This is a genomic window from Sphingomonas sp. BK036, assembly GCF_004216825.1.
GTDB lineage: Bacteria > Pseudomonadota > Alphaproteobacteria > Sphingomonadales > Sphingomonadaceae > Sphingomonas.
Genome location: NZ_SGXR01000003.1, coordinates 816,980 through 841,703, shown reverse-complemented (window position 1 = coordinate 841,703; position 24,724 = coordinate 816,980). Strand labels below are relative to the sequence as shown.

Sequence of the window (24,724 nt, the reverse complement as noted above, 5' to 3'; positions counted from 1 at the left end):
ATGCCGGGCCGGTCGTTCTGAGCAAGTCCCCCAATATGAAAGACTTGCACCATGGCCTCCGACACGCCCGTCTGGTTCATCTCCGGCTGCTCGACCGGGTTCGGTCGCGAACTCGCCAAGCTCGTGCTCGCGCGCGGCTGGCGCGCGGTCGTCACCGCGCGTGACGCCGACCGCGTCGCCGATCTGGCGGACGGTGCGGCGGATCGCGCGCTCGCGGTGTCGCTCGACGTGACCGATCAGGCGCAGATCGACGCGGCGGTCGCGCAGGCCAAGGCCAAGTTCGGGCGGATCGACGTGCTCGTGAACAATGCGGGCTATGGCTATCAGGCGTCGGTCGAGGAGGGCGAGGAGTCCGAGATCCGCGCGCAGTTCGATGCCAACGTGTTCGGCCTGTTCGCGCTTACGCGGGCCGTGCTGCCGATCATGCGCGCGCAGAAGAGCGGGCATGTGATCAACATCACGTCGGTCGCGGGGCAGATCGGGTTCCCGGGCTCGGGCTATTATGCCGCGTCGAAGCATGCGGTCGAGGGCTGGTCGGATGCGTTGCTCGCCGAGGTGAAGCCGCTCGGGATCGAGGTCACGTGCGTCGAGCCGGGGCCGTTCCGCACCGATTGGGCCGGGCGTTCGCTCAAGCAGACGCCGGTCGCGATCGCCGACTATGCCGACACCGCGGGCAAGCGGCTCGACGGCACGCGCGAGGGCAGCGGCACGCAGGCGGGCGACCCCGTGCGCGCGGGCGAGGCGATGATCGCGCTGACCAAGGACGCGAACCCGCCGCGGCATCTGGTGCTGGGCGCGTGGGGGTATGATCACGTGACGGCGAAGCTGGCGGAACGGCTGAAGGAGATCGAGGCGCACAAGGCGGCCAGCCTAGGCGCGGATTTTCCTGCGGCGTGACGTGAAACTCCTGTTTCCCCGCGAAGGCGGGGATCCAGGAATCACGGGCGGGGCGCTGCTGGATTCCTGGACCCCCGCTTTCGCGGGGGAACGGGGAAGGGGCGACCCTCCTATCCGACAAAACCGCCGACACCATTTGCCCCACCCCGGCCTTCGCCGGGGTGGTAGGAGGGGGATCAGCCCCCGTTTGCGCGGAACAGGTCTAGCGTGCGCTGCTTGGCGAGGTCTGCGCTCGGCTCGTGATAATCCTTGCGCCGGTCCGAATTGAACCCGTGGCCGGCCTCGTAGACATACACCGTCGCGTTGGGCCAGTCCTTGGCGATGACCTGCTCGACGCCCTCCATCGGGATACCGTGATCGTGGCGACCGAAGTGGAGGATCACCGGCACCTTCGGCTCCTCGTCCGCCGCGGCGGGGATCATGCTGCCGTAATAGCCGCTCGCCGCCGCCACGCCGGTGAGCTTGGTCGACGCGAACCACGCGACCGACCCGCCATAGCAATAGCCGACCACGAACACCGGGCCCGCCGGGGCGAGCGTGTCGATGCAGGTCTGTACGTCCTTCAGCGACAGATCGAACGGGTGAAGCTGCCGCGCGAGTTCGATCCCGCGCGCGAGGCCGTCGCCCGAATAGTCCGCCTCGAACCCGGGATGCTCGCGGTCGAACAGCGCGGGGGCGAGCACTTCATAGCCGTCGGCGGCGTAGTCGTCGCACAGGTCGCGGATGTGGTCGGTGACGCCGAAGATCTCCTGGACCAGCACGAGCCCGCCGCGGCGTTCCCCTGCCGGGTGCGCGTGATAGACCGCAACGGTCGCGCCGTCGGACATGGTCATCGTTTCCATCGTGCCGGTCATTCTGATTCCTCGTCGTGTGATCCTGTTCCGACCACTATCGTCATTCCCGCGGAGGCGGGAACCCATAGTGGCAGGCCGTGCGATGAAAGCGCCGGGTCCGAGGCTCTGGATCCCCGCCTGCGCGGGGATGACGAATGGGGTGAGGTGGCGCCTTCCAACCCTCTGCCAATGACAAAACAGTCACAAACCGACCGCCCCGACCCTCCCGCCGGGTTGCCAATCCCGGAACCCGATGCTACCCGCGCCGCGTCCCATGAGAGGTGCTTTCGCGCCCTCTTCCCCCATGGGACAGCAACATTTTCGGTTTCAGGCGAGGATTGACAGGTCCGTGGAGACATCCGGCGGTATTCAGGCGAGCTTAGGCGGGCGTTATGCGCTGGCCCTGTTCGAACTCGCACGTGACGCGAAGACGATCGACGCAGTCGAGTCGAGCCTGTCGCGCGTGCGTGACGCACTGGCGCAGTCGGAGGACTTCCGTGCTCTGACGATCAGCCCGATGGTGTCGCGCGGCGCGGCGGTGAAGGCGGTCTCCGCGGTCGCCGACGAACTCGGCGTCGATGCGACCACCAAGAGCTTCCTCGGCGTGCTCGCCGAGAACCACCGGCTGGGTGCGCTGCCAAAGATCATCAAGGCGTTCCGCGCGCTTGCTGCGCAGCATCGCGGCGAGATCGCCGCCGAGGTGACCTCCGCGCACCCGCTGACCGACGAACAGGTGATCGAGCTGAAGCATCAGCTCCGCCAGCGCGTCGGCCGTGAAGTTTCCGTCGACCTCAGCGTCGACCCATCGTTGCTGGGTGGACTCGTCGTCCGCGTCGGCAGCCAGATGATCGATTCGTCGATCAAGACGCGTCTCAACACTCTCGCGCACGCGATGAAGGGCTAAGCTAATGGATATCCGCGCCGCAGAAATCTCGAAGATCATCAAGGATCAGATCGCCAATTTCGGCACCGAGGCCCAGGTCAGCGAGACCGGCCAGGTGCTGAGCGTCGGCGACGGCATCGCGCGCATCTTCGGCCTCGACAACGTCCAGGCCGGCGAGATGGTCGAATTCTCGAACGGCGTGCAGGGCATGGCGCTCAACCTCGAGGCCGATAACGTCGGCGTCGTGATCTTCGGGTCGGACTCGGAGATCAAGGAAGGCGACATCGTCAAGCGCACCGGCACGATCGTCGACGTGCCGATCGGCAAGGAGCTGCTCGGCCGCGTGGTCGACGGCCTCGGCAACCCGATCGACGGCAAGGGCCCGATCCACACGACCGAGCGCAGCCGCGTCGAAGTGAAGGCGCCGGGCATCATCCCGCGCCAGTCGGTCAGCGAGCCGGTCCAGACCGGCCTCAAGGCGATCGACGCGCTCGTCCCCGTCGGCCGTGGCCAGCGCGAGCTGATCATCGGCGATCGCCAGACCGGCAAGTCGGCCGTCGCGATCGACGCGTTCATCAACCAGAAGACCGCGAACGCGGGCGACGACGAGTCGAAGAAGCTGTACTGCGTCTATGTCGCGATCGGCCAGAAGCGCTCGACCGTGGCGCAGCTCGTCAAGACGCTCGAAGAGAATGGCGCGATGGAATATTCCATCGTCGTTGCCGCCACCGCGTCGGACCCCGCACCGCTCCAGTATCTCGCGCCCTACACCGGCGTCGCGATGGGCGAGTATTTCCGCGATCGCGGCATGCACGCGCTGATCTGCTACGACGATCTGTCGAAGCAGGCCGTCGCCTACCGCCAGATGTCGCTGCTGCTGCGTCGTCCTCCGGGCCGTGAAGCGTATCCCGGCGACGTGTTCTATCTCCACAGCCGTCTGCTCGAGCGTGCGGCCAAGATGTCGGACGCGAATGGCGGCGGCTCGCTGACCGCGCTGCCGATCATCGAGACGCAGGCGGGCGACGTTTCGGCGTACATCCCGACCAACGTGATCTCGATCACCGACGGCCAGATCTTCCTCGAAACCGACCTGTTCTTCTCGGGCGTGCGCCCGGCGATCAACGTCGGTCTCTCGGTCAGCCGCGTCGGCTCGGCCGCGCAGACCAAGGCGATGAAGAAGGTGTCGGGCTCGATCAAGCTCGAGCTCGCGCAGTATCGCGAGATGGCGGCGTTCGCGCAGTTCGGGTCGGATCTCGATGCGTCGACGCAGAAGCTGCTCAACCGCGGTGCGCGTCTGACCGAGCTGCTCAAGCAGGCGCAGTTCTCGCCGCTGCCGTTCGAAGAGCAGACCGTGTCGATCTTCGCTGGCACCAGCGGCTATCTCGACAAGGTGCCCGTCGCCGACGTGACCCGCTACGAGCAGGCGCTGCTGGCCGACATGCGCGCGAACCACGCCGATGTGCTGAAGCTGATCCGCGATACCCGCGATCTGGGTAACGAGGCGAAGGACAAGCTGAAGGCAGCGCTCGAAGCGTTCGCCAAGACGTTTGCATAAAACGCCGTCACCCCAGCGAAAGCTGGGGTCTCAGGCCGCGAGCGAGCGGCTTGTGGCACGAGATCCCAGCGTTCGCTGGGATGACGAGGTAGGAAACTAAATGGCGTCGTTGAAAGCCCTCAAGATCCGCATCGGCTCGGTGAAGTCGACGCAGAAGATCACCAAGGCGATGAAGATGGTCGCCGCCGCGAAACTGCGCCGGGCGCAGGACGCGGCGGTCGCCGGCCGGCCCTATGCAGAGCGGCTCGAAGCGGTGATGGCGAGCCTCGCGGGGCGAGTCGGCATCGCGCCGGGCGCATCGCCGCTGCTGGCCGGGACCGGCAAGGACCAGGTCCACCTGATCGTCATCGCGACGTCGGAGCGTGGCTTGGCGGGTGCGTTCAATACCAACATCGTCCGTGCGGCACGTCGCAAGGCCGAGGAGCTGATCGCGGCCGGCAAGACCGTGAAATTCTATGTCGCCGGCAAGAAGGGGCGCGTGATCAAGCGCTTCTTCCCGAACGACATCCTCGCCGATCACGAGATGAGCCAGATCAAGAAACTTGCGTTCAGCGACGCGCAGGAGATCTCCGAAGACCTGATCAAGCGCTTCGGCGAGGGTCAGTTCGATGTGGCGCATCTGTTCTACGCGAAGTTCGTGTCGGCGCTGGTCCAGGTGCCGACCGGCATCCAGATCGTCCCCGTGCCGATTTCGACGATCCCCGGTGCCGAGGCCAAGCCCAACGCACCAGCCGAGGCTGTCACCGAATACGAGCCCGACGAGGAAGCGATCCTCGCCGACCTGCTGCCGCGTAACGTCGCGATCCAGATCTTCCGCGCGCTGCTCGAAAACGCAGCGTCGGAGCAGGGCAGCCGCATGAACGCGATGGACAACGCCACGCGCAATGCCGGCGACATGATCACGCGTCTGTCGATCCAGTATAACCGCACGCGTCAGGCCGCGATCACGACCGAGCTGGTCGAGATCATCTCGGGTGCCGAAGCACTTAAATGAAGTTCGTCGTCGCCCTGACGTCCCTGTTCGTGGGCACTGCGTTGTTGGTGAGCTGCGGCAAGCCGGCACCGACGGTGCGCGAGCAGGAGGCGGCGCAGGCCGCGTCGGTCGCAAGCCTGTCGGGCTGGGATCGGCTGTTCGCCGCCCCGCAGGAGACGATCGGCGCGATCAACCAGGCCGGCTTCGCGCTGGGCGGCTATGCGGCAAAGGGCGAGGGCTTCACCGCCACCGGCCAGCCGCGGATGTTCTCGAACTCGAACGCCAAGGCGCCGAACACGACCTCCGTCGTCGTCGCCGGCAGGAGCGCCGAGTCGATCGACACCGTGACCTATGCGTTGTCGCTGACCGACCCGGTCGACGCGACCACCGCACGGATGCGGCTCGCGCAGACCGTCGGCGAGTGTCTGGGCCGCTTCAAGATCAAGGCGTCGCCTGACCTGTTGCGCGCGATCCGCCTCGGGCAACCGCTCGATGCGGCGCCCGCCACGGTCGCGATCGTCCCTGCTACCAACACCACGCCGGCGCGCGTGGACGTGACTTTTACCCGTTCTCCGGCTACCAGCCCGGCCAACAACAAGACCCAAGGATAGTGTGATGGCAACCGCCGCTGAAGACATCCGCCCGACCGAGGGCAGCTCGAAGGCTACGAACAACACCGGCCGCATCTCGCAGGTCATCGGTGCCGTCGTCGACGTGCATTTCCCCGACAACCTGCCCGCCATTCTGTCGGCGCTCGAAACCGACAATAACGGCAACCGGCTCGTGCTCGAGGTCGCCCAGCATCTCGGCGAGAACACCGTGCGCACGATCGCGATGGACGCCACCGAGGGTCTGACCCGCGGCCAGACCGTCACTGACACCGGCTCGCAGATCCGCGTGCCCGTCGGCCCGAAGACGCTCGGCCGCATCCTCAACGTCATCGGCGAGCCGATCGACGAGCGTGGCCCCGTCGGCGCAGAGACGACCGCACCGATCCATGCCTCGGCACCGCTGTTCGTCGACCAGTCGACCGAGAGCGCGATCCTGGTCACGGGCATCAAGGTCATCGATCTGCTCGCACCCTATGCAAAGGGCGGCAAGATCGGCCTGTTCGGCGGCGCCGGCGTCGGCAAGACCGTGCTGATCCAGGAGCTGATCAACAACATCGCCAAGGGCCACGGCGGCACCTCGGTGTTCGCGGGCGTCGGCGAGCGTACCCGCGAGGGTAACGATCTGTACCACGAGTTCCTCGACGCAGGCGTCATCGCCAAGGATGCCGACGGCAATCCGCAGTCGGAAGGCTCGAAGGTCGCGCTCGTATTCGGCCAGATGAACGAGCCGCCAGGCGCACGCGCCCGCGTCGCTCTGTCGGGTCTGACGATCGCCGAATATTTCCGCGACGTCGAAGGCCAGGACGTGCTGTTCTTCGTCGACAACATCTTCCGCTTCACGCAGGCGGGCGCAGAGGTGTCGGCACTGCTCGGCCGCATTCCGTCGGCCGTGGGCTACCAGCCGACGCTGTCGACCGACATGGGCGCGCTGCAGGAGCGCATCACCTCGACCAACAAGGGGTCGATCACCTCGGTGCAGGCCGTGTACGTGCCGGCCGACGATCTTACCGATCCGGCGCCTGCGACGTCGTTCGCGCATCTCGATGCGACGACCAACCTCAACCGTGCGATCTCGGAGCTGGGCATCTACCCGGCAGTCGATCCGCTCGACTCGACCTCGCGTCTGCTCGAGCCTCGCGTCGTCGGCCAGGAGCATTACGACACCGCGCGTGCGGTCCAGTCGACCTTGCAGAAGTACAAGTCGCTGCAGGACATCATCGCGATTCTCGGCATGGACGAGCTTTCGGAAGAAGATAAGCTCACCGTGCAGCGCGCGCGGAAGATCCAGAAGTTCCTGAGCCAGCCGTTCCACGTCGCCGAGGTCTTCACCGGCATCAGCGGCAAGTTCGTCCAGCTCGAGGACACGGTTCGCTCGTTCAAGGCGGTCGTCGAGGGCGAGTATGATCACCTGCCCGAGAGCGCGTTCTACATGGTCGGCGGCATCGACGAAGCCGTCGCCAAGGCCGAAAAGATGGCCGCGGAAGCCTAAGCGCTTCTAGCTCCCTCTCCCCTCCGGGGAGGGGGCTGGGGTGAGGGGCCGCCACGAGCGCTCCCGCCCGGTACTGCCCCTCACCCCGACCCTCTCCCCGACGGGGAGAGGGAGAAGGCGAACAAGATGCTGCATTTCGAACTCGTCACGCCAGAAAAGCTCGTCCGCTCGGAGGAGGTCTACATGGTCGTCGTCCCCGGCACCGAAGGCGATTTCGGCGTATTGGAGGGCCACGCGCCGTTCATGTCGACGGTCCGCGACGGCGGCGTGCAGGTGTACCGCACGCAGAACGGCACCCCCGAGACGATCGCGATCCGCGGTGGTTTCGCCGAGGTCAGCGCCAAGGGCCTGACCGTGCTCGCCGAGCACGCGGGCGAGTAAGCTTACCTAAAAAGAGTGTTTCCCCGCGAAAGCGGGGACCCAGTCTGGGCACCCGCCTTCGCGGGTGAACAAATCTTCTGTCTCCACCACCCCGGCGAAGGCCGGGGTCCAAGTGGGGGAGGCCGATGATGCGCACCCCGCTCCATTACCTCTACCTAGCCAATTGGGCCCCGGCCTTCGCCGGGGTGGGGGCGCTCCCGGGGCGGTAGCGCGCTACAGAAAATTATACGGGTCGACGTCGACCGTAACCCGCGCCTTGGACGGCCAGTCCAGCTTCCCCAGCCACTCCCTGATCACATCCTGCACGTCGAGCGCGCGCTTGGCGTGGACCAGCAGCCGATACCGGTGCCGCCCGCGCAGCATCGCCAGCGGCGCCGGCGCAGGCCCATAGACATGCATCCCCTCGACCTCGGGCGCGCTCCGCCCGACCAGCTTGGCGGTCTCGTGCGCGCATTTCTGGTCCTCCGACGACACCACGATCGCCGCATAGCGCCCGAACGGCGGCGCGCCCGCGTCCTTGCGTGCATCCGTCTCCGCCGCATAGAACGCGTCCGCATCGCCGGTGATCAGCGCCTGCATCACCTGCGCCCCCGGACTATGCGTCTGGATGAACACATGCCCCGGTTTCTCGCCACGCCCGGCACGCCCCGACACCTGCCGGATCTGCTGGAACGTCCGCTCCGCCGCGCGCAGATCGCCGCCGTCGAGCCCCAGGTCCGCATCGACCACCCCGACCAATGTCAGGTTCGGAAAGTGATACCCCTTGGTCACCAGCTGCGTGCCGACGACGATGTCGATATCGCCCGCCTCCATCCGCCCGACAAACTCTGACGCCTTGGCAGGCGACCAGATCGTGTCCGACGTCACGACCGCGGTCTTCGCCTCGGGAAACAGCGCCGCCACCTCGTCCGCGATCCGCTCGACCCCCGGCCCGCAGGCAACGAGCGTATCCTCGCCCTTGCACTCGGGGCACACGCGCGGCGTCGGCTCGGCATGGCCGCAATGATGGCAGGCGAGGCGGTTGGTCAGCCGGTGCTCGACCATCCAGGCGGTGCAGTTCGGGCACTGGAACCGGTGCCCGCACGTCCGGCACAAAGTCAGCGGCGCATAGCCGCGCCGGTTGAGGAACAGCAGCGACTGCTCGCCACGCGCCAACGTCGCCTGCATCGCCTGAACGAGCTTGGGCGCCAGCCACCGGCCGCGCTCGGGCGGATCCTTGATCAGGTCGATCGGCTCGATCGTCGGCATCTCCGCGACGCCGAACCGCCCCGGCAGCTTGAGCTCGGCATAGCGCCCGGTCGCGACCTGTTGCCGAGTCTCGATCGCAGGCGTGGCGGACGCGAGGATGACCGGGCACCCCTCGAACTTGCCGCGCATCACCGCGACGTCGCGCGCATGATAATGCACGCCCTCTTCCTGCTTGAAGCTGGTCTCGTGCGCCTCGTCGACGACGATCAGCCCGAGATCACGATACGGCAGGAACAGCGCCGAGCGCGCCCCCACCGTCACCAGCGCCTCGCCGCTCGCGATCGCGCGCCACGCTCTACGCCGCTGCGTCGAGCGCAGCCCCGAATGCCACGCGACCGGCTCGCACCCGAACCGGTCGTGGAAGCGCTTGAGGAAGGGTTCGGTCAGCGCGATCTCGGGGAGCAGGACCAGCGTCTGGCGGCCGTCGCGGATCGCCTGCGCGACCGCCTCGAAATACACCTCGGTCTTGCCCGAGCCGGTCACGCCGTCGAGCAAGGTCGGATGGAAGGCATGCTCCGCCACCCCGGCCACCAGCGCATCGGCCGCGGCGCGCTGGTCCTCGGACAAGGTCGGTTCGTGATGCACCGGATCGGGGACGGGGTAGGGGACGTCGATGCTCACCTCGACCGCCTCGATCGCGCCGACCTTGACCAGCCCGCGGATCACCGCGTCGCTGACCTCGGCGAGCGTCGCCAGTTCGCGGATCAGGCCCTGCCGGTCGCCGATCCGCTCCAGCGCCTGCTCGCGCTGCGGGGTGAGCCGCGGCGGCACGACACCGGTCGACCGATACTCGACCGCGGTCCGCGCACCCTCGAGCGCCGAGGTCGAGGCCAGCGTCATCCGCAACACCGAGGCTGCGGGCGCGAGATAATAATCCGCGGTCCACTCGACCAGCCGCCGCAGCGGTGCCCCCAGCGGCGGCACGTCGGCCACCGCGAGCAGGTTGCGCAGCCGGTTGTCGCCGACCTCCGCATCCGACAGCATCCGCTCCGCCTCCCACACCACGCCCAGCAACTGCCGCGGCCCCAGCGGCGCGACAACGATCGAGCCCGGTCCGACCTCCATGCCGGCAGGCACGCGGTAGTCGAGCGGCCCAAGGGCGGCGTTGAGGATCAGGACACGGGCACGGGACGACATCGGGTGCGTATATGGGGGCAGATCGCCGCCGCGTGAACCGCCTAGCGCACCACGGCGTGTCCGGCAGCCCCCGGCCTTAGCCTAGGCGGCGGACCGCCGACGCTCGCCGACGCGTTCGCGCTTGGCCTGGTAGAGGATCGTGTCGGCCCGGTGGACGAAATCGCGCGTCGTATGGCAATCCTGGTCGAGCATCGCGACGCCGACCGTCCCCGCGCTGACCATCGCCAGCCCGCCCATCGCGATCGGAAACCGCAGTGTCTCTTCCAGCCGCCGGCAGACATGGCCCATCGACGCGGCAAGCCCCGGATCCTCGACGATTACCGCGAACTCGTCCCCGCCCAGCCGCGCGGCAAAGCTGCCTTTCAGCCACGGCGCCTCCAGCACGCGGCCGACCCCGCGCAGCACGTCGTCGCCCGCGGTATGGCCGAGCGTGTCGTTGATCGCCTTGAACCCGTCGAGATCGATCAGCGCCAGCAACAGCGGCGTGCCCTGCCGGTGTGCGCGCAGCATCGCCGCATCCAGTGCGCGATCGAACGCGGCGCGGTTGGCGATTCCCGTCAGCGAATCGGTGTCCGCGGTCCGGCGCAGCGTCAGTTCGAGCGCATGGCGTTCGGTCACGTCCTGGAACACGCCGACCAGCGCCGCCGGCTTGCCGCCTTCCCCCCGTCCCTCGCATTCGCCCATCACGCGGACCCGGCGCTGCTCGCCCTGCGCGGTGGTGAAATCGACCTCGATATCGAGTGGCTCGCCGGTCTCGATCGCGCGCGTCAGCCCGGCATCGATCTCCGCGCGCGCGTGTGGCGGATAGAAGTCCATCGCGGTCGTCATCGTCGGGCGGACCGACATTGGCAGGCCGTAGATATGATAGACGCCGTCCGACCATTCGAGCTGGTCGTCCACGAAGTCCACCCGCCACGATCCGAACGCCGCCATCCGCTCCGCCTGGCGGAAGATCCGGTCCTGCCGCGCCAGCGCCGCGGCCTGGCGATCCGCGGTGGTGGCGATTTCGAGCGCCTTGGACGCGGCGGCCCGTGCCGCAATCGTCGTCTCGGCCAGCGTGGCGAGATGCTGGAGCGCACGCCGTCCGGCGTCGCTCAGGCTGCGCGGCGTGGTATCGACGATGCACAGCGCGCCGATCGCATGCCGTTCGCCGGTGCCGTCGACCGCGTGGATCGGCGCGCCCGCATAGAATCGCAGGCCGTCCCGCGCGGCGACCATCGGGTTCGCGACGAACCGCGGATCGAGCGCAAGATCGTCGATGACCAACGGGTCGCGGCCCTTGATCGTGTGCGCGCACATGCCGACGTCGCGCGCGATCTCGCTCTGCGCGCCGGAGCTCGACGCCTTGATCCACAGCCGGTCGGTATCGACGAGCGTCAGCATCGCGGTCGGGCAACTGAGCATGTCCGCCGCCAGCGCGACCAGCGCGTCGAACTCGCGCTCGGGTTCGCTATCGAGCAACGCGAGCGCATGAAGTGCGGCCAACCGTCGTGTCTCGTCCGCGAACATATCGGCCGTGGGCAGTGCTGAAGACATGGGTTTTCTAATAATGTGAGGGCGTTAATTTTCTTTGCCGGTTCCAGCGGATACTGTCCATGCATGCGCCCCCCCAGCTCCCCCCCCACACCGCCGCCGCCCGCCGTGGCACCGCAGGATGCATCGGCATCCGATGATATTGATTCTTACAACAGGCCGCCCTCGGTGCTTTGGGGCGAGCATCTGGCGCGCGATCGGCGTCGCTCCGAGCACACGATTCGCGCCTATCGCGCGACCGCCGAGCGGCTGACCGCGTTCCTCCAGGCGCATTGGGGCGCGCGCATCGACCGCGCCGATCTGGCGCGCGTGACCGCATCCGACCTCCGCGCCTATCTCGCCGATCGCCGCGAGCATGGCCTGGGCAATGCGTCGGCGGCGCGCGAAGTGTCCGCGGTACGCGGCTTCCTCGCCTGGGCGAATGCGGAGGCCGAGCAACCGCGGATGCGGGGCCCGCGCGTCAAGACCGGCGTACCCCGGCCGATCTCGCCCGCCGACGCCATGGCGCTCGCCGAGGAGGTGGCCGACGACGCTGCCGAGCCGTGGATCGGCGCGCGCGACTGGGCGGTGCTGCTGTTGCTGTACGGGGCAGGGCTCCGCATCGGCGAGGCGCTGACGTTGCACGGCGACATCCTGCCGCTCGGCGAGACGCTCCGCGTGACGGGCAAGCGCGCCAAGACGCGTGTCGTCCCGCTGTTGCCGCAGGTCCGCGCCGCGATCGACGCCTATGTCGCGCAGGCGCCCTGGGCGATCGCGCGTGACGAACCGCTGTTTCGTGGCGCGAAGGGAGGCGCGCTCTCGCCGGTGATGATCCGTCGCGCGGTGCAGGCCGCGCGCGCGCGCCTTGGCCTTGGCGATCGGACGACGCCGCATGCGCTGCGCCACAGCTTTGCGACGCACCTGCTGGGGCGCGGCGCGGATCTGCGCGCGCTACAGGAGCTGCTGGGGCATGCCAGCCTCAGTTCGACGCAGGTGTATACGCAGGTCGATGCCGCGCATCTGATGGACGTGTACCGCAACGCGCATCCGCACGGCTGACGGGCGTGCCTAGCCCTTGGGTTTCCAGGTCATCACGCGCCAGCCATAGCCGATGAAGATCACGACGAACGTCGCCACCGCGACCGGCCCCACATAGCGGTCGAGCTGCGAGAAATGCGAGCCGAGCAGGATACCGGCATAGGTCAGCACGGTATTCCAGATCGCGCTACCGGCCGCGGTCCAGATCACGAACTGCCAGATCGGCATCCGAGTCATCCCCGCGGGCAGCGAGATGACGGTGCGGAAGGTCGGCATGAACCGGAACACGAAGATCACCCAACCGCCGCGCTTCATGAAGAAGCGGTGGATCGTCTCGACGTCGGACCATTCCATCGTCAGCCAGCGGCCATTGCGCTCGATGAACGGGCGAAAGCGCTCGTAGCCGATGTTGCGGCCGATATAATACCAGAAGTAGTTGCCGACGACCGAGCCCGCGGTGCCCCATGCGATCAGCGGCACGACGCTCATATTGCCGCGCGAGACCGCCATGCCGCCCAGCCCCATGATGACCTCGGACGGCACCGGCGGCACGATATTCTCGAGCGCCATCAGCAGGAAGATACCGAAATATCCGCCCCAGGCGATGAGATCGAGGATGAATTCGGTCATGGGAATGAGATACTGCCGGGACGCCGGAAGGGTTCCACGGCATAGTACCACCCCGGCGAAGGCCGGGGTCAAGTTGGGGGACGGCCATGGCGAACGGCAGCGCTCCGTTACCGCGACCTTTCCACCTGGGCCCCGGCCTCCGCCGGGGAGGTGTCCTCGCTAGGTTACCGCGCGGCCACCTTCGCCTCGATCGCATCCCAGATCATGCCCGAGACATCGGTCCCATCGAACTTTCCAATCGCGACGATCCCGGTCGGCGACGTCACGTTGATCTCGGTCAGCCACGTGCCCCCGATCACGTCGATCCCCACGAACAACAGCCCGCGCTTCTTGAGTTCCGGCCCGAGCACCGCACAGATCTCGCGCTCCTTGTCGGTCAGCTCGGTCTTCTCCGCCGATCCGCCGACCGCGAGGTTGGAGCGGATTTCGCCTTCGCCGGGCAGCCGGTTGATCGCGCCCGCAATCTCGCCGTCCACCAGCACGATCCGCTTGTCGCCCTTGGCCACGTCGGGAAGGAACGCCTGCACCATGTGCGGCTCGCGCCACGTCATGTTGAAGACCTCGATCAGCGCCGACAGGTTTGCGCCGTCCGATTCGACCTTGAAGATCGCCTTGCCGCCATTGCCGTGCAGCGGCTTGATGACGATCGCACCGTGCTCGGCAAGGAATTTCCGCGCCTCGTCGAGGCTCCGCGTGACGAGCGTCGGCGGCATGAACTGCGGATAATCGAGCACGAACACCTTTTCAGGCGCATTCCGCACCTGCGCGGGATCGTTCACGACCAACGTCTTGTGCGCGATCCGCTCGAGCAGGTGCGTCGCCGTGATGTAGCCGAGATCGAACGGCGGATCCTGCCGCATCAGCACGACGTCCGCCTCGTCGCCAAGGTCGAGGTCGACCGCCTCGCCGACCGAGAAATGATCGCCGACGACGCGCTGCACGGTCACCGGATGCGCCTTCGCCCAGACGCGGCCGTCCCGGTAGTTCAGGTCCTCGGCGGCATAATGGAAGAGGCGATGGCCACGCTCCTGCGCGGAGAGCATCAGCGCAAAGCTCGAATCGCCCGCGATGTTGATGCTGTCGAGCGGGTCCATCTGGACGGCGACGGTGAGGCTCATGCGTCTTCCTTCTGTTCGATCGAGCGCATGTAGGAGCGCAGGGAGGCGAAGTCACCCGGTCACCGACCCTTCGGCACGCCCCCTACCGTCATCCTGACGAAAGTCAGGACCCAGAGCCAAACAGGGATGCGCAGAGTAATCCTGGGTCCTGACTTTCGTCAGGATGACGGTAGGGGGCGTGCCGAGCCCCCCTATCCAATCCACGCATTCTCGATATGCCGCGGCCGCGTGCCCGGCGCGAGCAGGATCACGTCAACCCGGATATCGTCACCCGGCCCGGCATAACGCGGCATCAGATACTCCGCCGCCGCCGCCACCCGAGCAAGCCGCCGCTCGTCGATCGCAAAGTCGAGTTCGGCCGCGGTCGCGCGAGTCTTCACCTCGACGAACGCGACCAGCGTGCCCTTGCGCGCAACGATGTCGACCTCGCCCGCGGGCGTTCGCACGCGGCGGTCGAGGATGCTCCAGCCCTTCAGCCGCAGCCACCACCCGGCCAGCCGCTCCCCACGCCGCCCCGCAGCCTCCGCGACCTGTCGATCCTGCGTGTTCCGCTTCCGCTTGCGGGAGGGGTTAGGGGAGGGCGGGAGCGACACGTCCGTTGCATGCCCTCCCCCGACCCCTCCCGCAAGCGGAAGGGGCGATCAGGGTTTCGCCTTCAGCCCGAGCGCGCGCGCATACAGCGCCTTGCGATCGAGCCCGAGCGCCTTGGCCACCTCGCTCGCCGCCTGGCCCGTCGACAGCCGCGTCAGCGCCTCGGCCAGCGCGGCATCGCCGTCCTCCGCACTCGCAGGCGGAGCCTCGCCCGGCGGCGCGACCACGATCACGATCTCCCCGCGCGGCGGTGCATCGGCGTAGCGCGCGGCGAGCATCGAGAGCGTCCCCGTCACCGCCTCCTCGAACTTCTTGCTGATCTCGCGCGTCACCGCCGCCTCGCGGTCGCCGAGTCCCTCCAGCAGCGCCGCGAGGCACGCACCGAGCCGCGGCCCCGACTCGTACATCACCAAGGTCGCGCGGATCGTCGCCACCTCCGCGATCGCCTCGGCGCGCGCGTGCAGCTTCGACGGCAGGAAGCCGACGAACAGGAAGCGATCGGTCGGCAACCCCGCCAGCGTCAGCGCGGCGACCGCGGCGCAGGGCCCCGGGATCGTCACCACCAGATGCCCCGCCGCGCGCGCGTCGCGCACCAGCTTGAAACCGGGATCGGAGATCAGCGGCGTCCCCGCGTCCGACACCAGAGCCACCGCCTGTGTCGCCATCCGCGCGATCAGCGCCGGCCGCACGCCTTCCGCGCTGTGATCGTGATACGGCACCATCGGCGTCTTGGTGCCGATATGGCGGAGCAGCCCGGCGGTCACACGGCTGTCCTCGACCGCGATCACGTCGGCGCGGGCAAGGATGTCAGCGGCGCGCGGCGACAGATCGCCAAGATTGCCGATCGGGGTCGCGACGATGTAGAGGCCGGGATCGAGAAGAGTTTCAGGGTTCATGGGGACGGTCATGGCAGACGCGACGACGATAGGGCAATCGGCACGCCGATTCGGGCGATGGACGGTGCTTGCCGCGGCGGGGCTGCTGGGGGCGTGCCAGACGATCGTCCCGCGCGGTCCGGTCGAGCCGTCGCAGCAGCGTCCCACGACGCGGCCGGCAGATCGCCCCAGCATCGACGTCGAGACCGGCATCCCGCGCGATGCCGAGCGCAACCGCGTCGCGTTGCTCGTGCCGCTGTCGGGCAGCAACGCCGGCGTCGGCACCTCGATCGCCAACGCGACGATGCTGGCCTTGCTCGATACGCAGAACCAGCGAGTCCGGATCACCAACTACGACACCGCGACCGGTGCCGCCGCCGCCGCACAGCGCGCGATCGCCGAGGGCGCGCAGCTGATCCTCGGACCGCTGCTTGCCGACGACGTCCGCGCGGTCGCGCCGATCGCGCGCGCCGCGAACATCCCCGTGCTCAGCTTCTCCAACGATCTCGGCGTGGCGGGCAACGGTGCGTATCTGATGGGCTATGTCCCGACCCAGTCGGTCGCGCGCGTCGTCGATTTCGCGCGCGAACGCGGCGTCACCAATTTCGCCGGCCTCGTCCCCAACGGCCTGTACGGCGAGCGCGCCTCGACCGCGTTCCTGCGCGCCGTCGAAGGCGCCGGCGGCCAGGTTGTCTCGCTCCAGACCTACGCACGGGCCCCCGGCGCGGTCTCGGGCGCGGTCACGCGGCTCGCGGCGAAGGCCCCGTATGACGCGGTGCTGATCGCCGACAGCGGCGCGAACGCGGCGACCGCGGCAGCAATGGTGAAGCGCGGCAGCGGTGCCGCAACGCGCATCCTCGGCACCGAACTCTGGAATTCGGACACCGCGATCGCCGCCAAGCCCGCATTGTCGGGCGCCTGGTACGCCAGCGTCTCGGACACGCTCTACCGCCAATATGCCGCCAAATACCGCGCCCGCTTCGGCGCAGGGCCGTACCGCCTGTCGAGCCTCGGCTATGATTCGGTGCTGCTCACGGTCCGCATCGCGCGCGACTGGAAGCCCGGCACGCCGTTCCCGGTCAACCGCCTGCGCGACGGCGACGGCTTTGCCGGCATCGATGGCGCGTTCCGCTTCGGCCGCGACAATGTCGCCGAGCGCGCGCTGGAGGTGAAGGAAATCCGCGGCGGCACGACCAGCGTCGTTTCGCCCGCACCGACCGGGTTCGGGAAGTAGGATTGCCGGGCGTATCGATCCCGTCCGCGGGATCGATACGCCCGGCTTAGCTGTGATGCGCTCAGCTGCCCTTGCGGCCGATCTTCTCGACCCGCGCCACCACGTCGGCACAGACCGCCTCGGGCACGAACTTGGCGATGTTGCCGCCGTACAACGCGATTTCCTTGACCAGCCGGCTCGCGATCGGCTGCAGCGCGACGTCGGCCATCAGGAACACCGTCTCGACGCGCGGATTGATCTGCTGGTTCATCCCCGCCATCTGATATTCATACTCGAAGTCCGCCACCGCACGCAGGCCGCGGACGATCACCTTCGCCCCCTGGCGCTCGGCGAAATCCATCAGCAGCGAATCGAACGCGACGACCTGGATGTCGCCGCCGATCCCCGCGACCTCGCGGCGCACCGTCGCCATCCGCTCCTCGATCGTGAACATCGGCGACTTGGACGGGTTGGTCGTCACCCCGATCACCAGTCGGTCGACCAGCTTCGCGCCGCGCCGGATGATGTCCATATGGCCCAGCGTGACCGGATCGAACGTGCCCGGATAGACACCAATGCGTGCGGTCATGTTGAACTCCCGGTGATGCGCTTAGCGGTCGCGTTCGAGCACGAAGCGCGCAATGTCGCGTAGCAGGTCGGCTTCCTTGCCGTAGCTGTGCAGATGCGCGATCGCCTGGTCGACGAGCATCCGCGCCTGTTCGCGCGCGCGCTCGGGGCCCAGCAGCGACAGGAACGTCTCCTTGCCGGCGACCTCGTCCTTGCGCAGCTTCTTGCCCGCGACCGCCTCGTCGCCCTCGGCATCGAGCAGGTCGTCGGCGATCTGGAACGCGAGCCCCAGGTCGTGCGCATAGCCGCGCAAGCCCACCCGGCCCTCGGGCGGCAGCCGCCCCAGGATCGCACCCGCCTCGACCGAGGCGGAGATCAGCGCGCCCGTCTTCATCTGCTGCAACCGCGTGACGGTGTTCAGGTCGAAGCGCGTGTTCTCCGCCTCGATATCCATGATCTGGCCGCCCGCCATGCCGTTCGGGCCGGCCGCACGCGCGAGGTCGAGCACCAGTTCGATCCGCACGAACGGATCGGCGTGAGTCGCCGGATCGGAGAGCACCTCGAACGCCAGCGCGTGCAGGCAATCGCCCGCCAGGATCGCGGTCGCCTCGTCGAACATCTTGTGCACCGTCGGCTTGCCGCGGCGCATGTCGTCATTGTCCATCGACGGCAGATCGTCGTGGATCAGCGAATAGACGTGGATCGCCTCGAGCGCGGTCGCCGCCCGCGCGGAACATTCGCGCGCCACGTCGAACAGGTTGGCGGTCGCAAAGACCAGCAGCGGCCGCAGTCGCTTGCCCCCACCGATCGCGGCATGCCGCATCGCGCGGTACAGGTCGGCGCGCGGATCGTCGGGGATCGTCAGCAGCTGGTCGAACTGCCGGTCGATCTCGGCTCCGACGTCGGCGAGCGCGGCGTCGAGCGTGAGGGGCATGCCGCTCACCGCGTCAGCCCGCCGCGAACGGGCGGACGCCCGCGGGCTTGCCGTCGGCATCGAGCCGGATCGCCTCGATCCGTGCCTGCGCCGCATCGAGCCGGTCGGCGCAACGCTGGCGCAGCTTGTTGCCGCGCTCGTACAGCTCGATCGCCTGCTGCAGCGGCGTGTCGCCGCTCTCCAGCTTCCCGACGATGAGCTCGAGTTCCTTCAGTGCATCCTCGAACGCGAGGTCTTCGATCGGCGTGTCCATGTCCGTCGCTATGGCGCAGGCACGCGATGGGGGTCAAGGACGCGGGCCAAGGATCGCCCGGTGGCATCACGCGGCTAATCACCGCAGCCGGTTGACGGTCCATGTGTAGAGCACCGAGATACCGACCAGCCCGAGATCGACCGCCGCCTGCATCCGGTGCGGCGACGGGTCGCGCGAGTCGTGCGTGACCAGCTGGACGTCGATCGTCGGATGGCGCACCGCCAGCGCGGTCAGCGCGACCAGCCCCGCGATCAGCAGCGTCCCCTTGTGATTGCGCATCCCGTGTCCCCCCGGCCCATGCCCCCCCGGGCAGGCGCGCGACCATGTCGCAAATCGCCACCGCCGACAAGCCGGGTGCAAAGCCGACCGCGGCGCGTGCCGGTCAGGCGGCGATCCGCGCGGTCGGGGCCGCACGCGCGCAGTCGCGTCCCGCCGCCTTCGCCGCGAACAGCGCACGGTCGGCGCAGTGGTACAGATGCTTCCAGTCGGTCTCGTGCATCAGCGGCCCGGTGCAGGTGCCGATGCTCGCGGTCACGACGATATCGAACGGCATCCGCTGGCCGCGCACGCGCTCGAGCACCGCGGCAGGGTCGACCGCGTTGGTCGCATCGAACAGGATCGCGAACTCCTCGCCGCCGATCCGCGCGACGAGCGAATCGGGCGGCACCGAATTGTGCAGCGCGCGGGCGACGACGCGCAGCACCTCGTCGCCGCCGTCATGCCCGATCAGGTCGTTGACCCGCTTGAAGTGATCGACGTCGGCGATCATCAGCACCTGGTCGCCCGGCCGGCCGATCGCGCGGTTCAGGAACGCGCGGCGGTTGAGAAGCCCCGTCAACGGTTCGGTATCGGCCAGCAGCCGCGCGGCGATCTCCTGCGCGCGCGCGGTGTCGCGCTCGACGCTCAGCAACCGGATCCGGTACGCGATCGCCATGCTCGACAGCATCGATTCGAGCGCCATCGACAGGATCGTCGAATTGTCGAGCCACAGGCTCCAGCCGAACAGGTCGAATGCGTTGGCGACGCGCAGCGCGGCGACCGCGATCGGCACGCCCCAGGCCAGCGCGAACAGCCACAGGAAATTGCTCCGCACGCGCCAGGCCTGGATCAGGACGGCGGGGATCAGCACCAGCAGCGCGAGATACGCGCCAGCCAGCAACCGGTCGAGCAAATGGAACTGCCACGGCGCCAGCGCCGCCCAGGCGAGCCCCGTGGTCATCAAAGCGGTCATCACGACCGTGCTCGCGGGCCGCAGCCACCCGCTGAACACCGCGCGCTCGAAGAAGGTGCGCGCGAACAGCAACGCGGCGGCGGCGGACGCGGCGAGGAACAGCGCGTTGAACCGCTGGCGATCATTGTTGTCGAGCATCGGCAGCATCTGCCCGAGCGCGCCCGACGAGGTCAGCGCATAAGCGAGCAGGCACAGCACGAGCAGGCAATACGCAGGTTGGAACGCCTGCCGCAGCGCGCCCCACAGGGCGAAATTATAGACGATCAGCGCGATCGCCATGCCACCGAACGCGCCATACAGCGCCGCGAGCAGGATTTCGGTCGTGTCGCTCTGCGGATGCGCCGCAAGCGCGGGGCCCAGGATCAGCCCGCGCAGGTTCGCCGCGCCCTCCAGATGCCAGAGCAGCCGGACCGGTGCGACGTCGTGCCGCGGGACCGGCTGGACGATCACCGCGCCGAGCCCGAGCAACCGGCCCGCGGTGCGCGAGGTGAAGCCGCTGCGGCGGATCGATCCGTCCGCATACAGCACGTACAGCGTCACCCGGTTTACCCAGGTACTGCCGATCCGGACGGTAGGATCATGGTCGCCCGCGGCGATCGTGGGCAGCCGCTGCGACAGGATCCAGAAGTCGCCGCCGCCGAATTTGGTCTGCGCGGTGGTGCAGTCGAATCCGGCGGGCTGCGCGAACAGCGCGGCCGGCGTCTGTCCGGCCAGCACAGGCCGGATGCACACCGACAACGGCGTGCCGGTGGTCGCGGTGACGGGAAGGGCGAGCGAAAGACCAAGCATCAGCGCAAGCGCACCGATCGTCCATCGCAGCCATGCCAAGCGGTCCATGAGACTATTTTAGCGCGGCTTCCCGAATTAACGGTAAACGCGGGCAGATTCAGCGTTGGGTCCGCCGATCGCGGGGCCGCACCCAGGAAAAAGCCCGCCGCCGGATCGCTCCGGCGGCGGGCCCTGTCTCACACCGTCAAACCGCGATTACTTCGCGTCGACGGTCTCCACCTTGCCCTTCTTCTTGGGCTTTTTGGGCGCGGCGGGTTCGATCGCGAACGACAGCGCGCCGTCCTTCATCTTCACCGTCACCTCGCCGCCATGGACCAGCTTGCCGAACAGCAGTTCCTCGGCGAGCGGCTGCTTGATCTTCTCCTGGATCAGGCGACCCATCGGCCGTGCGCCGTACAGCTTGTCATAGCCCTTGGTCGTTAGCCACGCCTTCGACTCTTCGTCGAGCATGATGTGCACGCCGCGATCCGCCAGCTGCAGTTCGAGCTGGAGGATGAACTTGTCGACGACACGCGCCACCACCTCGGTCGGCAGGTATCCGAACGGCACCACCGCATCGAGACGGTTGCGGAACTCGGGCGTGAACATCTTCTGCACTGCCTGCTCGTCCTCGCCCTCACGCGTGAGGTTGCCGAAGCCGACCGTCTCGCGCGCCATGTCGCTCGCACCCGCATTGGTCGTCATGATCAGGATGACGTTGCGGAAGTCGACCGACTTGCCGTGCTGGTCGGTCAGCCGCCCGTTATCCATCACCTGCAACAGGATATTGAACAGGTCGGGATGCGCCTTCTCGATCTCGTCGAGCAGCAGCACGCAATGCGGGTTCTGGTCGACCGCATCGGTCAGCAGACCGCCCTGGTCGAACCCGACATAGCCCGGGGGCGCACCGATCAGCCGGCTGACCGAATGCCGCTCCATATATTCGGACATGTCGAACCGCTGGAGCGGAATGCCGAGGATCGTCGACAGCTGCTTGGCCACCTCGGTCTTGCCGACGCCGGTCGGGCCGGTGAACAGATAGTTGCCGATCGGCTTCTCCGGCTCGCGCAGGCCTGCCCGCGCCAGCTTGATCGCCGAGCTCAGCTTCTCGATCGCCGCATTCTGCCCGAACACCACGCGCTTCAGGTCCGTCTCGAGCGTAGCGAGCGCCAGCTTGTCGTCGGTCGACACCGACTTTGGCGGGATGCGCGCCATCGTCGCGATGACCTGCTCGATCTCCTTGGGGGTGATCGTCTTCTTGCGCTTGTTCGGCGCCACCAGCATCTGCATCGCGCCGACCTCGTCGATCACGTCGATCGCCTTGTCGGGCAGCTTCCGATCGTTGATGTAGCGCGCGCTCAGCTCCACCGCCGACTTGATCGCGTCGGGGGTGTACTTTACATTGTGGTGATCCTCGAACGCCGACCGCAGACCGGCGAGGATCTTGATGGTGTCCTCGATCGTCGGCTCGTTCACGTCGATCTTCTGGAAGCGCCGCAGCAGTGCACGGTCCTTCTCGAAGTGGTTGCGGAACTCCTTGTACGTCGTCGAGCCAATGCAGCGGATCGTGCCGCCGCTGAGCGCGGGCTTGAGCAGGTTCGACGCATCCATCGCGCCGCCGCTCGTCGCGCCGGCCCCGATCACAGTGTGGATCTCGTCGATGAACAGCACCGCGTCGGGCAGCTTCTCGAGCTCGTTGACGACCGCCTTCAGCCGCTCCTCGAAGTCGCCGCGATACCGCGTGCCGGCCAGCAACGCGCCCATGTCGAGCGAGTAGATGATCGCGGGCAGCAGCACGTCGGGCACGTCGCCCTCGACGATCTTCCGCGCCAGGCCTTCCGCGATCGCGGTCTTGCCGACGCCGGGATCACCGACATAGAGCGGGTTGTTCTTCGACCGGCGGCACAGGATCTGGATCGTGCGATCCACCTCCGGTCCGCGCCCGATCAGGGGATCGACCTTGCCCGCCTTGGCCTTCTCGTTGAGGTCGACCGTGAATTGCTTGAGCGCGCTTTCCGTCTTGCCCTTCTCCTGTCCCTTGGCCGGCTTCTCGTCGTCTGCACCCTTGGGCGTCGAGGCTTCGGTCGGCTGCTGGCCGCCCTTGCCGACACCGTGGCTGATGAAGCTCACCGCATCGAGGCGGCTCATGTCCTGCTGCTGCAGGAAATAGACGGCGTAGCTCTCGCGCTCGCTGAACAGCGCGACGAGCACGTTCGCGCCGGTCACTTCGTCGCGGCCCGAGGACTGGACGTGGAGAATCGCGCGCTGGACGACCCGCTGGAAGCCGCTGGTGGGGGAGGGGTCGGTCGCCGCATCGACCTTCAGCGCGTCGAGTTCGCTGTCGAGATACTGCGCGACGGTGTTCTTCAGCTCGGCGATCTCGACGTTGCACGCGGTCATGACCTTCGACGCATGCTCGTCGTCGATCAGCGCGAGCAGCAGATGCTCGAGCGTCGCATATTCGTGGCGCCGGGCCGATGCCGCCTCGAGCGCCTTGTGCAGCGTGGTCTCGAGCGCGGGTGCAAATGATGGCATTTACATTACTCCTGTCGGGCCGCGAAACCGCAGGCCCTTTGCCACTATGTCGGAACTGATATCGGTCGCATCAACCTCTTGAACCCGGCCCCGTCCGTTCCTGCGTTGCTTAAATATAGCACGCATGGCGGTGGCCCGGCCGGTCACCGCCTGAACAGGTCGTCGGCGCTGGCGCGGTGGCTTACCGCACGGTCCTTCTTGATCTGGCATCGCGCGATCTCGCCCTGCAGCACGGTGATCCGCGCATCGAGCTCGGCGACCGACAGCGGATCAAGGTCCTGCCGCACCAGTGCGTCAAGCAGATCGTCGGGACGGGAGGGGGCGTCATCCATGTCCATCGTGGATGCAACGTTGACCCGCACCCGAGTGATGTCAATAAGGCGCGGAAATCTAAAGGGACGTGACGAGCAAATGACCGCGATACCCGACACCACTTCGACTACCCCGAATATCCCTGACGTCATGAAGGCGATCGATCCGGAACAGCCCGGCGGTCCCGACGTCCTGGTGCTCGTCGACCGTCCGGTCCCACGCCCGGGGCAGGGCGAGGTCCTCGTCAAGGTCGCCGCCGCCGGCGTGAACCGCCCCGAGGTGATGCAGCGCATGGGCAAATATCCGCCGCCCCCCGGCGCGTCGTCGATTCTCGGCATGGAGATCGCCGGGACGATCGTCGCGGTCGGCGAAGGCGTCGGCGACGAACAGATCGGGCAAACCGTCTGCGCGCTGATCACCGGTGGCGCCTATGCGGACTATGCGGTCGCGCCGTTCGGCCAGTGCCTGCCCGTTCCGGAAGCGCTGACGATGGTCGAGGCGGCAGCGATGCCCGAGACGCTCTTCACCGTCTGGACCAACCTGTTCGAGCGCGCCTACGCCACCGAAGGCGATACCGTGCTGGTCCATGGCGGCACCAGCGGCATCGGCACGATGGCGATCGGGCTATGCAACCTGTTCGGCATCGACATCATCGTCACCGCGGGCTCGAAGGCCAAGTGCGAGGCGGCACTCAGCCTCGGCGCGACTCACGCGATCGACTACAAGACCGAGGATTATGTCGAGCGCGTCAAGCAGATCACCGGCGGCAAGGGAGTCGCGGCGGTGCTCGACATGGTCGGCGGCGATTATGTCCCGCGCAACCTGCAATGCCTCGCCGAGGACGGGCGCCACGTCTCGATCGCGGTGCAGCGTGGGATGACCGCGACGGTGCCGCTGTTCGAGATCATGCGTCGCCGCCTGACGCTGACCGGCTCGACGCTGCGTCCGCGCGATACCGCGTTCAAGTCGCTGGTCGCCGACGAACTCGCGCGCACCGTCTGGCCGCATGTCGAGGCAGGCAAGCTCAAGCCGGTGATCGACCGCACCTTCGCCTTCGCCGACGCCCCCGCCGCGCACACGCGGATGGAAGCCGGCGACCATGTCGGGAAGATCGTCCTGACGATGGAATAAAACGCAGCC

At 67.6% G+C, this 24,724-nt stretch carries 24 protein-coding genes; 10 read left to right on the top strand and 14 right to left on the bottom strand.

Going from position 1 to position 24,724, the window contains the following annotated elements; all coding sequences use genetic code 11:
• Positions 1 to 51: 51 nt before the first annotated feature.
• On the top strand, positions 52 to 897 hold the full coding sequence (locus EV283_RS03995) for an oxidoreductase (RefSeq protein ID WP_130322828.1): 846 nt from the start codon (positions 52 to 54) through the stop codon (positions 895 to 897).
• 176 nt (positions 898 to 1,073) lie between these two features.
• Here EV283_RS03995 and EV283_RS03990 read toward each other — a convergent pair whose 3' ends face one another.
• Entirely contained in the window at positions 1,074 to 1,751 is a 678-nt protein-coding gene (locus EV283_RS03990) for a dienelactone hydrolase family protein (RefSeq protein WP_130322826.1), read from the bottom strand.
• A 328-nt stretch (positions 1,752 to 2,079) separates the two neighbouring features.
• Between EV283_RS03990 and EV283_RS03985 the strand changes: the two genes are divergently transcribed.
• From EV283_RS03985 to EV283_RS03960, 6 genes are all read left to right on the top strand, one after another.
• Positions 2,080 to 2,634 (top strand): F0F1 ATP synthase subunit delta, encoded by a 555-nt coding sequence (locus EV283_RS03985; protein WP_055873610.1) that lies wholly within the window; start codon positions 2,080 to 2,082, stop codon positions 2,632 to 2,634.
• A 4-nt stretch (positions 2,635 to 2,638) separates the two neighbouring features.
• Positions 2,639 to 4,168 carry a F0F1 ATP synthase subunit alpha gene (atpA, locus tag EV283_RS03980; protein WP_031441855.1) on the top strand — a complete coding sequence of 510 codons (1,530 nt, stop codon included), beginning with the start codon at positions 2,639 to 2,641 and terminating at the stop codon, positions 4,166 to 4,168.
• A gap of 100 nt (positions 4,169 to 4,268) precedes the next feature.
• A complete protein-coding gene (locus EV283_RS03975; RefSeq protein ID WP_055873603.1) occupies positions 4,269 to 5,162 on the top strand; it encodes a F0F1 ATP synthase subunit gamma in 894 nt (297 codons plus the stop codon).
• The gene (locus EV283_RS03970; RefSeq protein WP_130322824.1) at positions 5,159 to 5,752 is read left to right on the top strand and encodes a hypothetical protein; all 594 of its coding nucleotides are present in this window, start codon (positions 5,159 to 5,161) and stop codon (positions 5,750 to 5,752) included. Before EV283_RS03975 ends, EV283_RS03970 begins: the two co-directional genes overlap by 4 nt.
• A 4-nt stretch (positions 5,753 to 5,756) precedes the next feature.
• Entirely contained in the window at positions 5,757 to 7,241 is a 1,485-nt protein-coding gene (gene atpD / locus EV283_RS03965; RefSeq protein ID WP_056411996.1) for a F0F1 ATP synthase subunit beta, read from the top strand.
• A gap of 126 nt (positions 7,242 to 7,367) precedes the next feature.
• Entirely contained in the window at positions 7,368 to 7,622 is a 255-nt protein-coding gene (locus EV283_RS03960) for an ATP synthase F1 subunit epsilon (protein WP_055873595.1), read from the top strand.
• A 213-nt stretch (positions 7,623 to 7,835) separates the two neighbouring features.
• Here EV283_RS03960 and EV283_RS03955 read toward each other — a convergent pair whose 3' ends face one another.
• Both EV283_RS03955 and EV283_RS03950 read right to left on the bottom strand, forming a co-directional pair.
• Positions 7,836 to 10,007 carry a primosomal protein N' gene (locus EV283_RS03955; RefSeq protein WP_130322822.1) on the bottom strand — a complete coding sequence of 724 codons (2,172 nt, stop codon included), beginning with the start codon at positions 10,005 to 10,007 and terminating at the stop codon, positions 7,836 to 7,838.
• 81 nt (positions 10,008 to 10,088) lie between these two features.
• The gene (locus EV283_RS03950; protein ID WP_130322820.1) at positions 10,089 to 11,543 is read right to left on the bottom strand and encodes a diguanylate cyclase; all 1,455 of its coding nucleotides are present in this window, start codon (positions 11,541 to 11,543) and stop codon (positions 10,089 to 10,091) included.
• 165 nt (positions 11,544 to 11,708) lie between these two features.
• On the opposite strand from EV283_RS03950, the gene EV283_RS03945 reads away from it, so the two are divergent.
• A complete protein-coding gene (locus tag EV283_RS03945) occupies positions 11,709 to 12,578 on the top strand; it encodes a tyrosine recombinase XerC (protein WP_242615768.1) in 870 nt (289 codons plus the stop codon).
• Positions 12,579 to 12,587: 9 nt separating this feature from the next.
• Here EV283_RS03945 and EV283_RS03940 read toward each other — a convergent pair whose 3' ends face one another.
• The 4 genes from EV283_RS03940 to rsmI all read right to left on the bottom strand — a co-directional run bounded on the left by EV283_RS03940 (position 12,588) and on the right by rsmI (position 15,792).
• Positions 12,588 to 13,187 (bottom strand): DedA family protein, encoded by a 600-nt coding sequence (locus EV283_RS03940; protein ID WP_056411978.1) that lies wholly within the window; start codon positions 13,185 to 13,187, stop codon positions 12,588 to 12,590.
• A 164-nt stretch (positions 13,188 to 13,351) separates the two neighbouring features.
• Positions 13,352 to 14,305: a glutathione synthase gene (gshB, locus tag EV283_RS03935; RefSeq protein ID WP_130322816.1), complete on the bottom strand. Its 954-nt coding sequence runs from the start codon at positions 14,303 to 14,305 to the stop codon at positions 13,352 to 13,354.
• A 191-nt stretch (positions 14,306 to 14,496) separates the two neighbouring features.
• Positions 14,497 to 14,898 carry a YraN family protein gene (locus EV283_RS03930; RefSeq protein ID WP_130322814.1) on the bottom strand — a complete coding sequence of 134 codons (402 nt, stop codon included), beginning with the start codon at positions 14,896 to 14,898 and terminating at the stop codon, positions 14,497 to 14,499.
• Between the two features lie 48 nt (positions 14,899 to 14,946).
• Positions 14,947 to 15,792: a 16S rRNA (cytidine(1402)-2'-O)-methyltransferase gene (gene rsmI / locus EV283_RS03925; RefSeq protein WP_130323894.1), complete on the bottom strand. Its 846-nt coding sequence runs from the start codon at positions 15,790 to 15,792 to the stop codon at positions 14,947 to 14,949.
• A gap of 10 nt (positions 15,793 to 15,802) precedes the next feature.
• On the opposite strand from rsmI, the gene EV283_RS03920 reads away from it, so the two are divergent.
• Positions 15,803 to 17,005 (top strand): penicillin-binding protein activator, encoded by a 1,203-nt coding sequence (locus tag EV283_RS03920; RefSeq protein WP_130322812.1) that lies wholly within the window; start codon positions 15,803 to 15,805, stop codon positions 17,003 to 17,005.
• 61 nt (positions 17,006 to 17,066) lie between these two features.
• On the opposite strand, the gene coaD is transcribed toward EV283_RS03920, so the two are convergent.
• The 7 genes from coaD to EV283_RS03885 all read right to left on the bottom strand — a co-directional run bounded on the left by coaD (position 17,067) and on the right by EV283_RS03885 (position 23,610).
• Positions 17,067 to 17,573 (bottom strand): pantetheine-phosphate adenylyltransferase, encoded by a 507-nt coding sequence (gene coaD / locus EV283_RS03915; RefSeq protein ID WP_056411962.1) that lies wholly within the window; start codon positions 17,571 to 17,573, stop codon positions 17,067 to 17,069.
• A gap of 21 nt (positions 17,574 to 17,594) precedes the next feature.
• Positions 17,595 to 18,485, bottom strand: coding sequence for a polyprenyl synthetase family protein (locus EV283_RS03910; protein WP_130323892.1), 891 nt, complete (start codon positions 18,483 to 18,485; stop codon positions 17,595 to 17,597).
• A 13-nt stretch (positions 18,486 to 18,498) separates the two neighbouring features.
• The gene (locus tag EV283_RS03905) at positions 18,499 to 18,738 is read right to left on the bottom strand and encodes an exodeoxyribonuclease VII small subunit (protein ID WP_056411955.1); all 240 of its coding nucleotides are present in this window, start codon (positions 18,736 to 18,738) and stop codon (positions 18,499 to 18,501) included.
• A 78-nt stretch (positions 18,739 to 18,816) separates the two neighbouring features.
• A complete protein-coding gene (locus EV283_RS03900) occupies positions 18,817 to 19,017 on the bottom strand; it encodes a hypothetical protein (RefSeq protein WP_130322810.1) in 201 nt (66 codons plus the stop codon).
• 103 nt (positions 19,018 to 19,120) lie between these two features.
• A complete protein-coding gene (locus tag EV283_RS03895; RefSeq protein ID WP_130322808.1) occupies positions 19,121 to 20,806 on the bottom strand; it encodes a diguanylate cyclase in 1,686 nt (561 codons plus the stop codon).
• Between the two features lie 147 nt (positions 20,807 to 20,953).
• On the bottom strand, positions 20,954 to 23,272 hold the full coding sequence (gene clpA, locus EV283_RS03890) for an ATP-dependent Clp protease ATP-binding subunit ClpA (protein ID WP_130322806.1): 2,319 nt from the start codon (positions 23,270 to 23,272) through the stop codon (positions 20,954 to 20,956).
• A 143-nt stretch (positions 23,273 to 23,415) separates the two neighbouring features.
• On the bottom strand, positions 23,416 to 23,610 hold the full coding sequence (locus EV283_RS03885; RefSeq protein ID WP_056411943.1) for a DUF1192 domain-containing protein: 195 nt from the start codon (positions 23,608 to 23,610) through the stop codon (positions 23,416 to 23,418).
• A gap of 124 nt (positions 23,611 to 23,734) precedes the next feature.
• On the opposite strand from EV283_RS03885, the gene EV283_RS03880 reads away from it, so the two are divergent.
• The gene (locus EV283_RS03880; RefSeq protein WP_130322804.1) at positions 23,735 to 24,715 is read left to right on the top strand and encodes an NAD(P)H-quinone oxidoreductase; all 981 of its coding nucleotides are present in this window, start codon (positions 23,735 to 23,737) and stop codon (positions 24,713 to 24,715) included.
• Positions 24,716 to 24,724 lie beyond the last annotated feature (9 nt).

Bases quoted from the DNA above. Each gene is read 5' to 3' on its own strand.
- EV283_RS03990 (WP_130322826.1), bottom strand. From the start codon at position 1,751: ATGACCGGCACGATGGAAACGATGACCATGTCCGACGGCGCGACCGTT.
- EV283_RS03995 (WP_130322828.1), top strand. From the start codon at position 52: ATGGCCTCCGACACGCCCGTCTGGTTCATCTCCGGCTGCTCGACCGGG.
- EV283_RS03900 (WP_130322810.1), bottom strand. From the start codon at position 19,017: ATGCGCAATCACAAGGGGACGCTGCTGATCGCGGGGCTGGTCGCGCTG.
- EV283_RS03975 (WP_055873603.1), top strand. From the start codon at position 4,269: ATGGCGTCGTTGAAAGCCCTCAAGATCCGCATCGGCTCGGTGAAGTCG.
- EV283_RS03905 (WP_056411955.1), bottom strand. From the start codon at position 18,738: ATGGACACGCCGATCGAAGACCTCGCGTTCGAGGATGCACTGAAGGAA.
- EV283_RS03970 (WP_130322824.1), top strand. From the start codon at position 5,159: ATGAAGTTCGTCGTCGCCCTGACGTCCCTGTTCGTGGGCACTGCGTTG.
- gshB (WP_130322816.1), bottom strand. From the start codon at position 14,305: ATGAGCCTCACCGTCGCCGTCCAGATGGACCCGCTCGACAGCATCAAC.
- coaD (WP_056411962.1), bottom strand. From the start codon at position 17,573: ATGACCGCACGCATTGGTGTCTATCCGGGCACGTTCGATCCGGTCACG.
- EV283_RS03960 (WP_055873595.1), top strand. From the start codon at position 7,368: ATGCTGCATTTCGAACTCGTCACGCCAGAAAAGCTCGTCCGCTCGGAG.
- EV283_RS03920 (WP_130322812.1), top strand. From the start codon at position 15,803: ATGGCAGACGCGACGACGATAGGGCAATCGGCACGCCGATTCGGGCGA.
- EV283_RS03910 (WP_130323892.1), bottom strand. From the start codon at position 18,485: ATGCCCCTCACGCTCGACGCCGCGCTCGCCGACGTCGGAGCCGAGATC.
- atpD (WP_056411996.1), top strand. From the start codon at position 5,757: ATGGCAACCGCCGCTGAAGACATCCGCCCGACCGAGGGCAGCTCGAAG.
- EV283_RS03950 (WP_130322820.1), bottom strand. From the start codon at position 11,543: ATGTCTTCAGCACTGCCCACGGCCGATATGTTCGCGGACGAGACACGA.
- EV283_RS03880 (WP_130322804.1), top strand. From the start codon at position 23,735: ATGAAGGCGATCGATCCGGAACAGCCCGGCGGTCCCGACGTCCTGGTG.
- EV283_RS03940 (WP_056411978.1), bottom strand. From the start codon at position 13,187: ATGACCGAATTCATCCTCGATCTCATCGCCTGGGGCGGATATTTCGGT.
- EV283_RS03955 (WP_130322822.1), bottom strand. From the start codon at position 10,007: ATGTCGTCCCGTGCCCGTGTCCTGATCCTCAACGCCGCCCTTGGGCCG.
- EV283_RS03895 (WP_130322808.1), bottom strand. From the start codon at position 20,806: ATGGACCGCTTGGCATGGCTGCGATGGACGATCGGTGCGCTTGCGCTG.
- clpA (WP_130322806.1), bottom strand. From the start codon at position 23,272: ATGCCATCATTTGCACCCGCGCTCGAGACCACGCTGCACAAGGCGCTC.
- rsmI (WP_130323894.1), bottom strand. From the start codon at position 15,792: ATGAACCCTGAAACTCTTCTCGATCCCGGCCTCTACATCGTCGCGACC.
- EV283_RS03885 (WP_056411943.1), bottom strand. From the start codon at position 23,610: ATGGACATGGATGACGCCCCCTCCCGTCCCGACGATCTGCTTGACGCA.
- atpA (WP_031441855.1), top strand. From the start codon at position 2,639: ATGGATATCCGCGCCGCAGAAATCTCGAAGATCATCAAGGATCAGATC.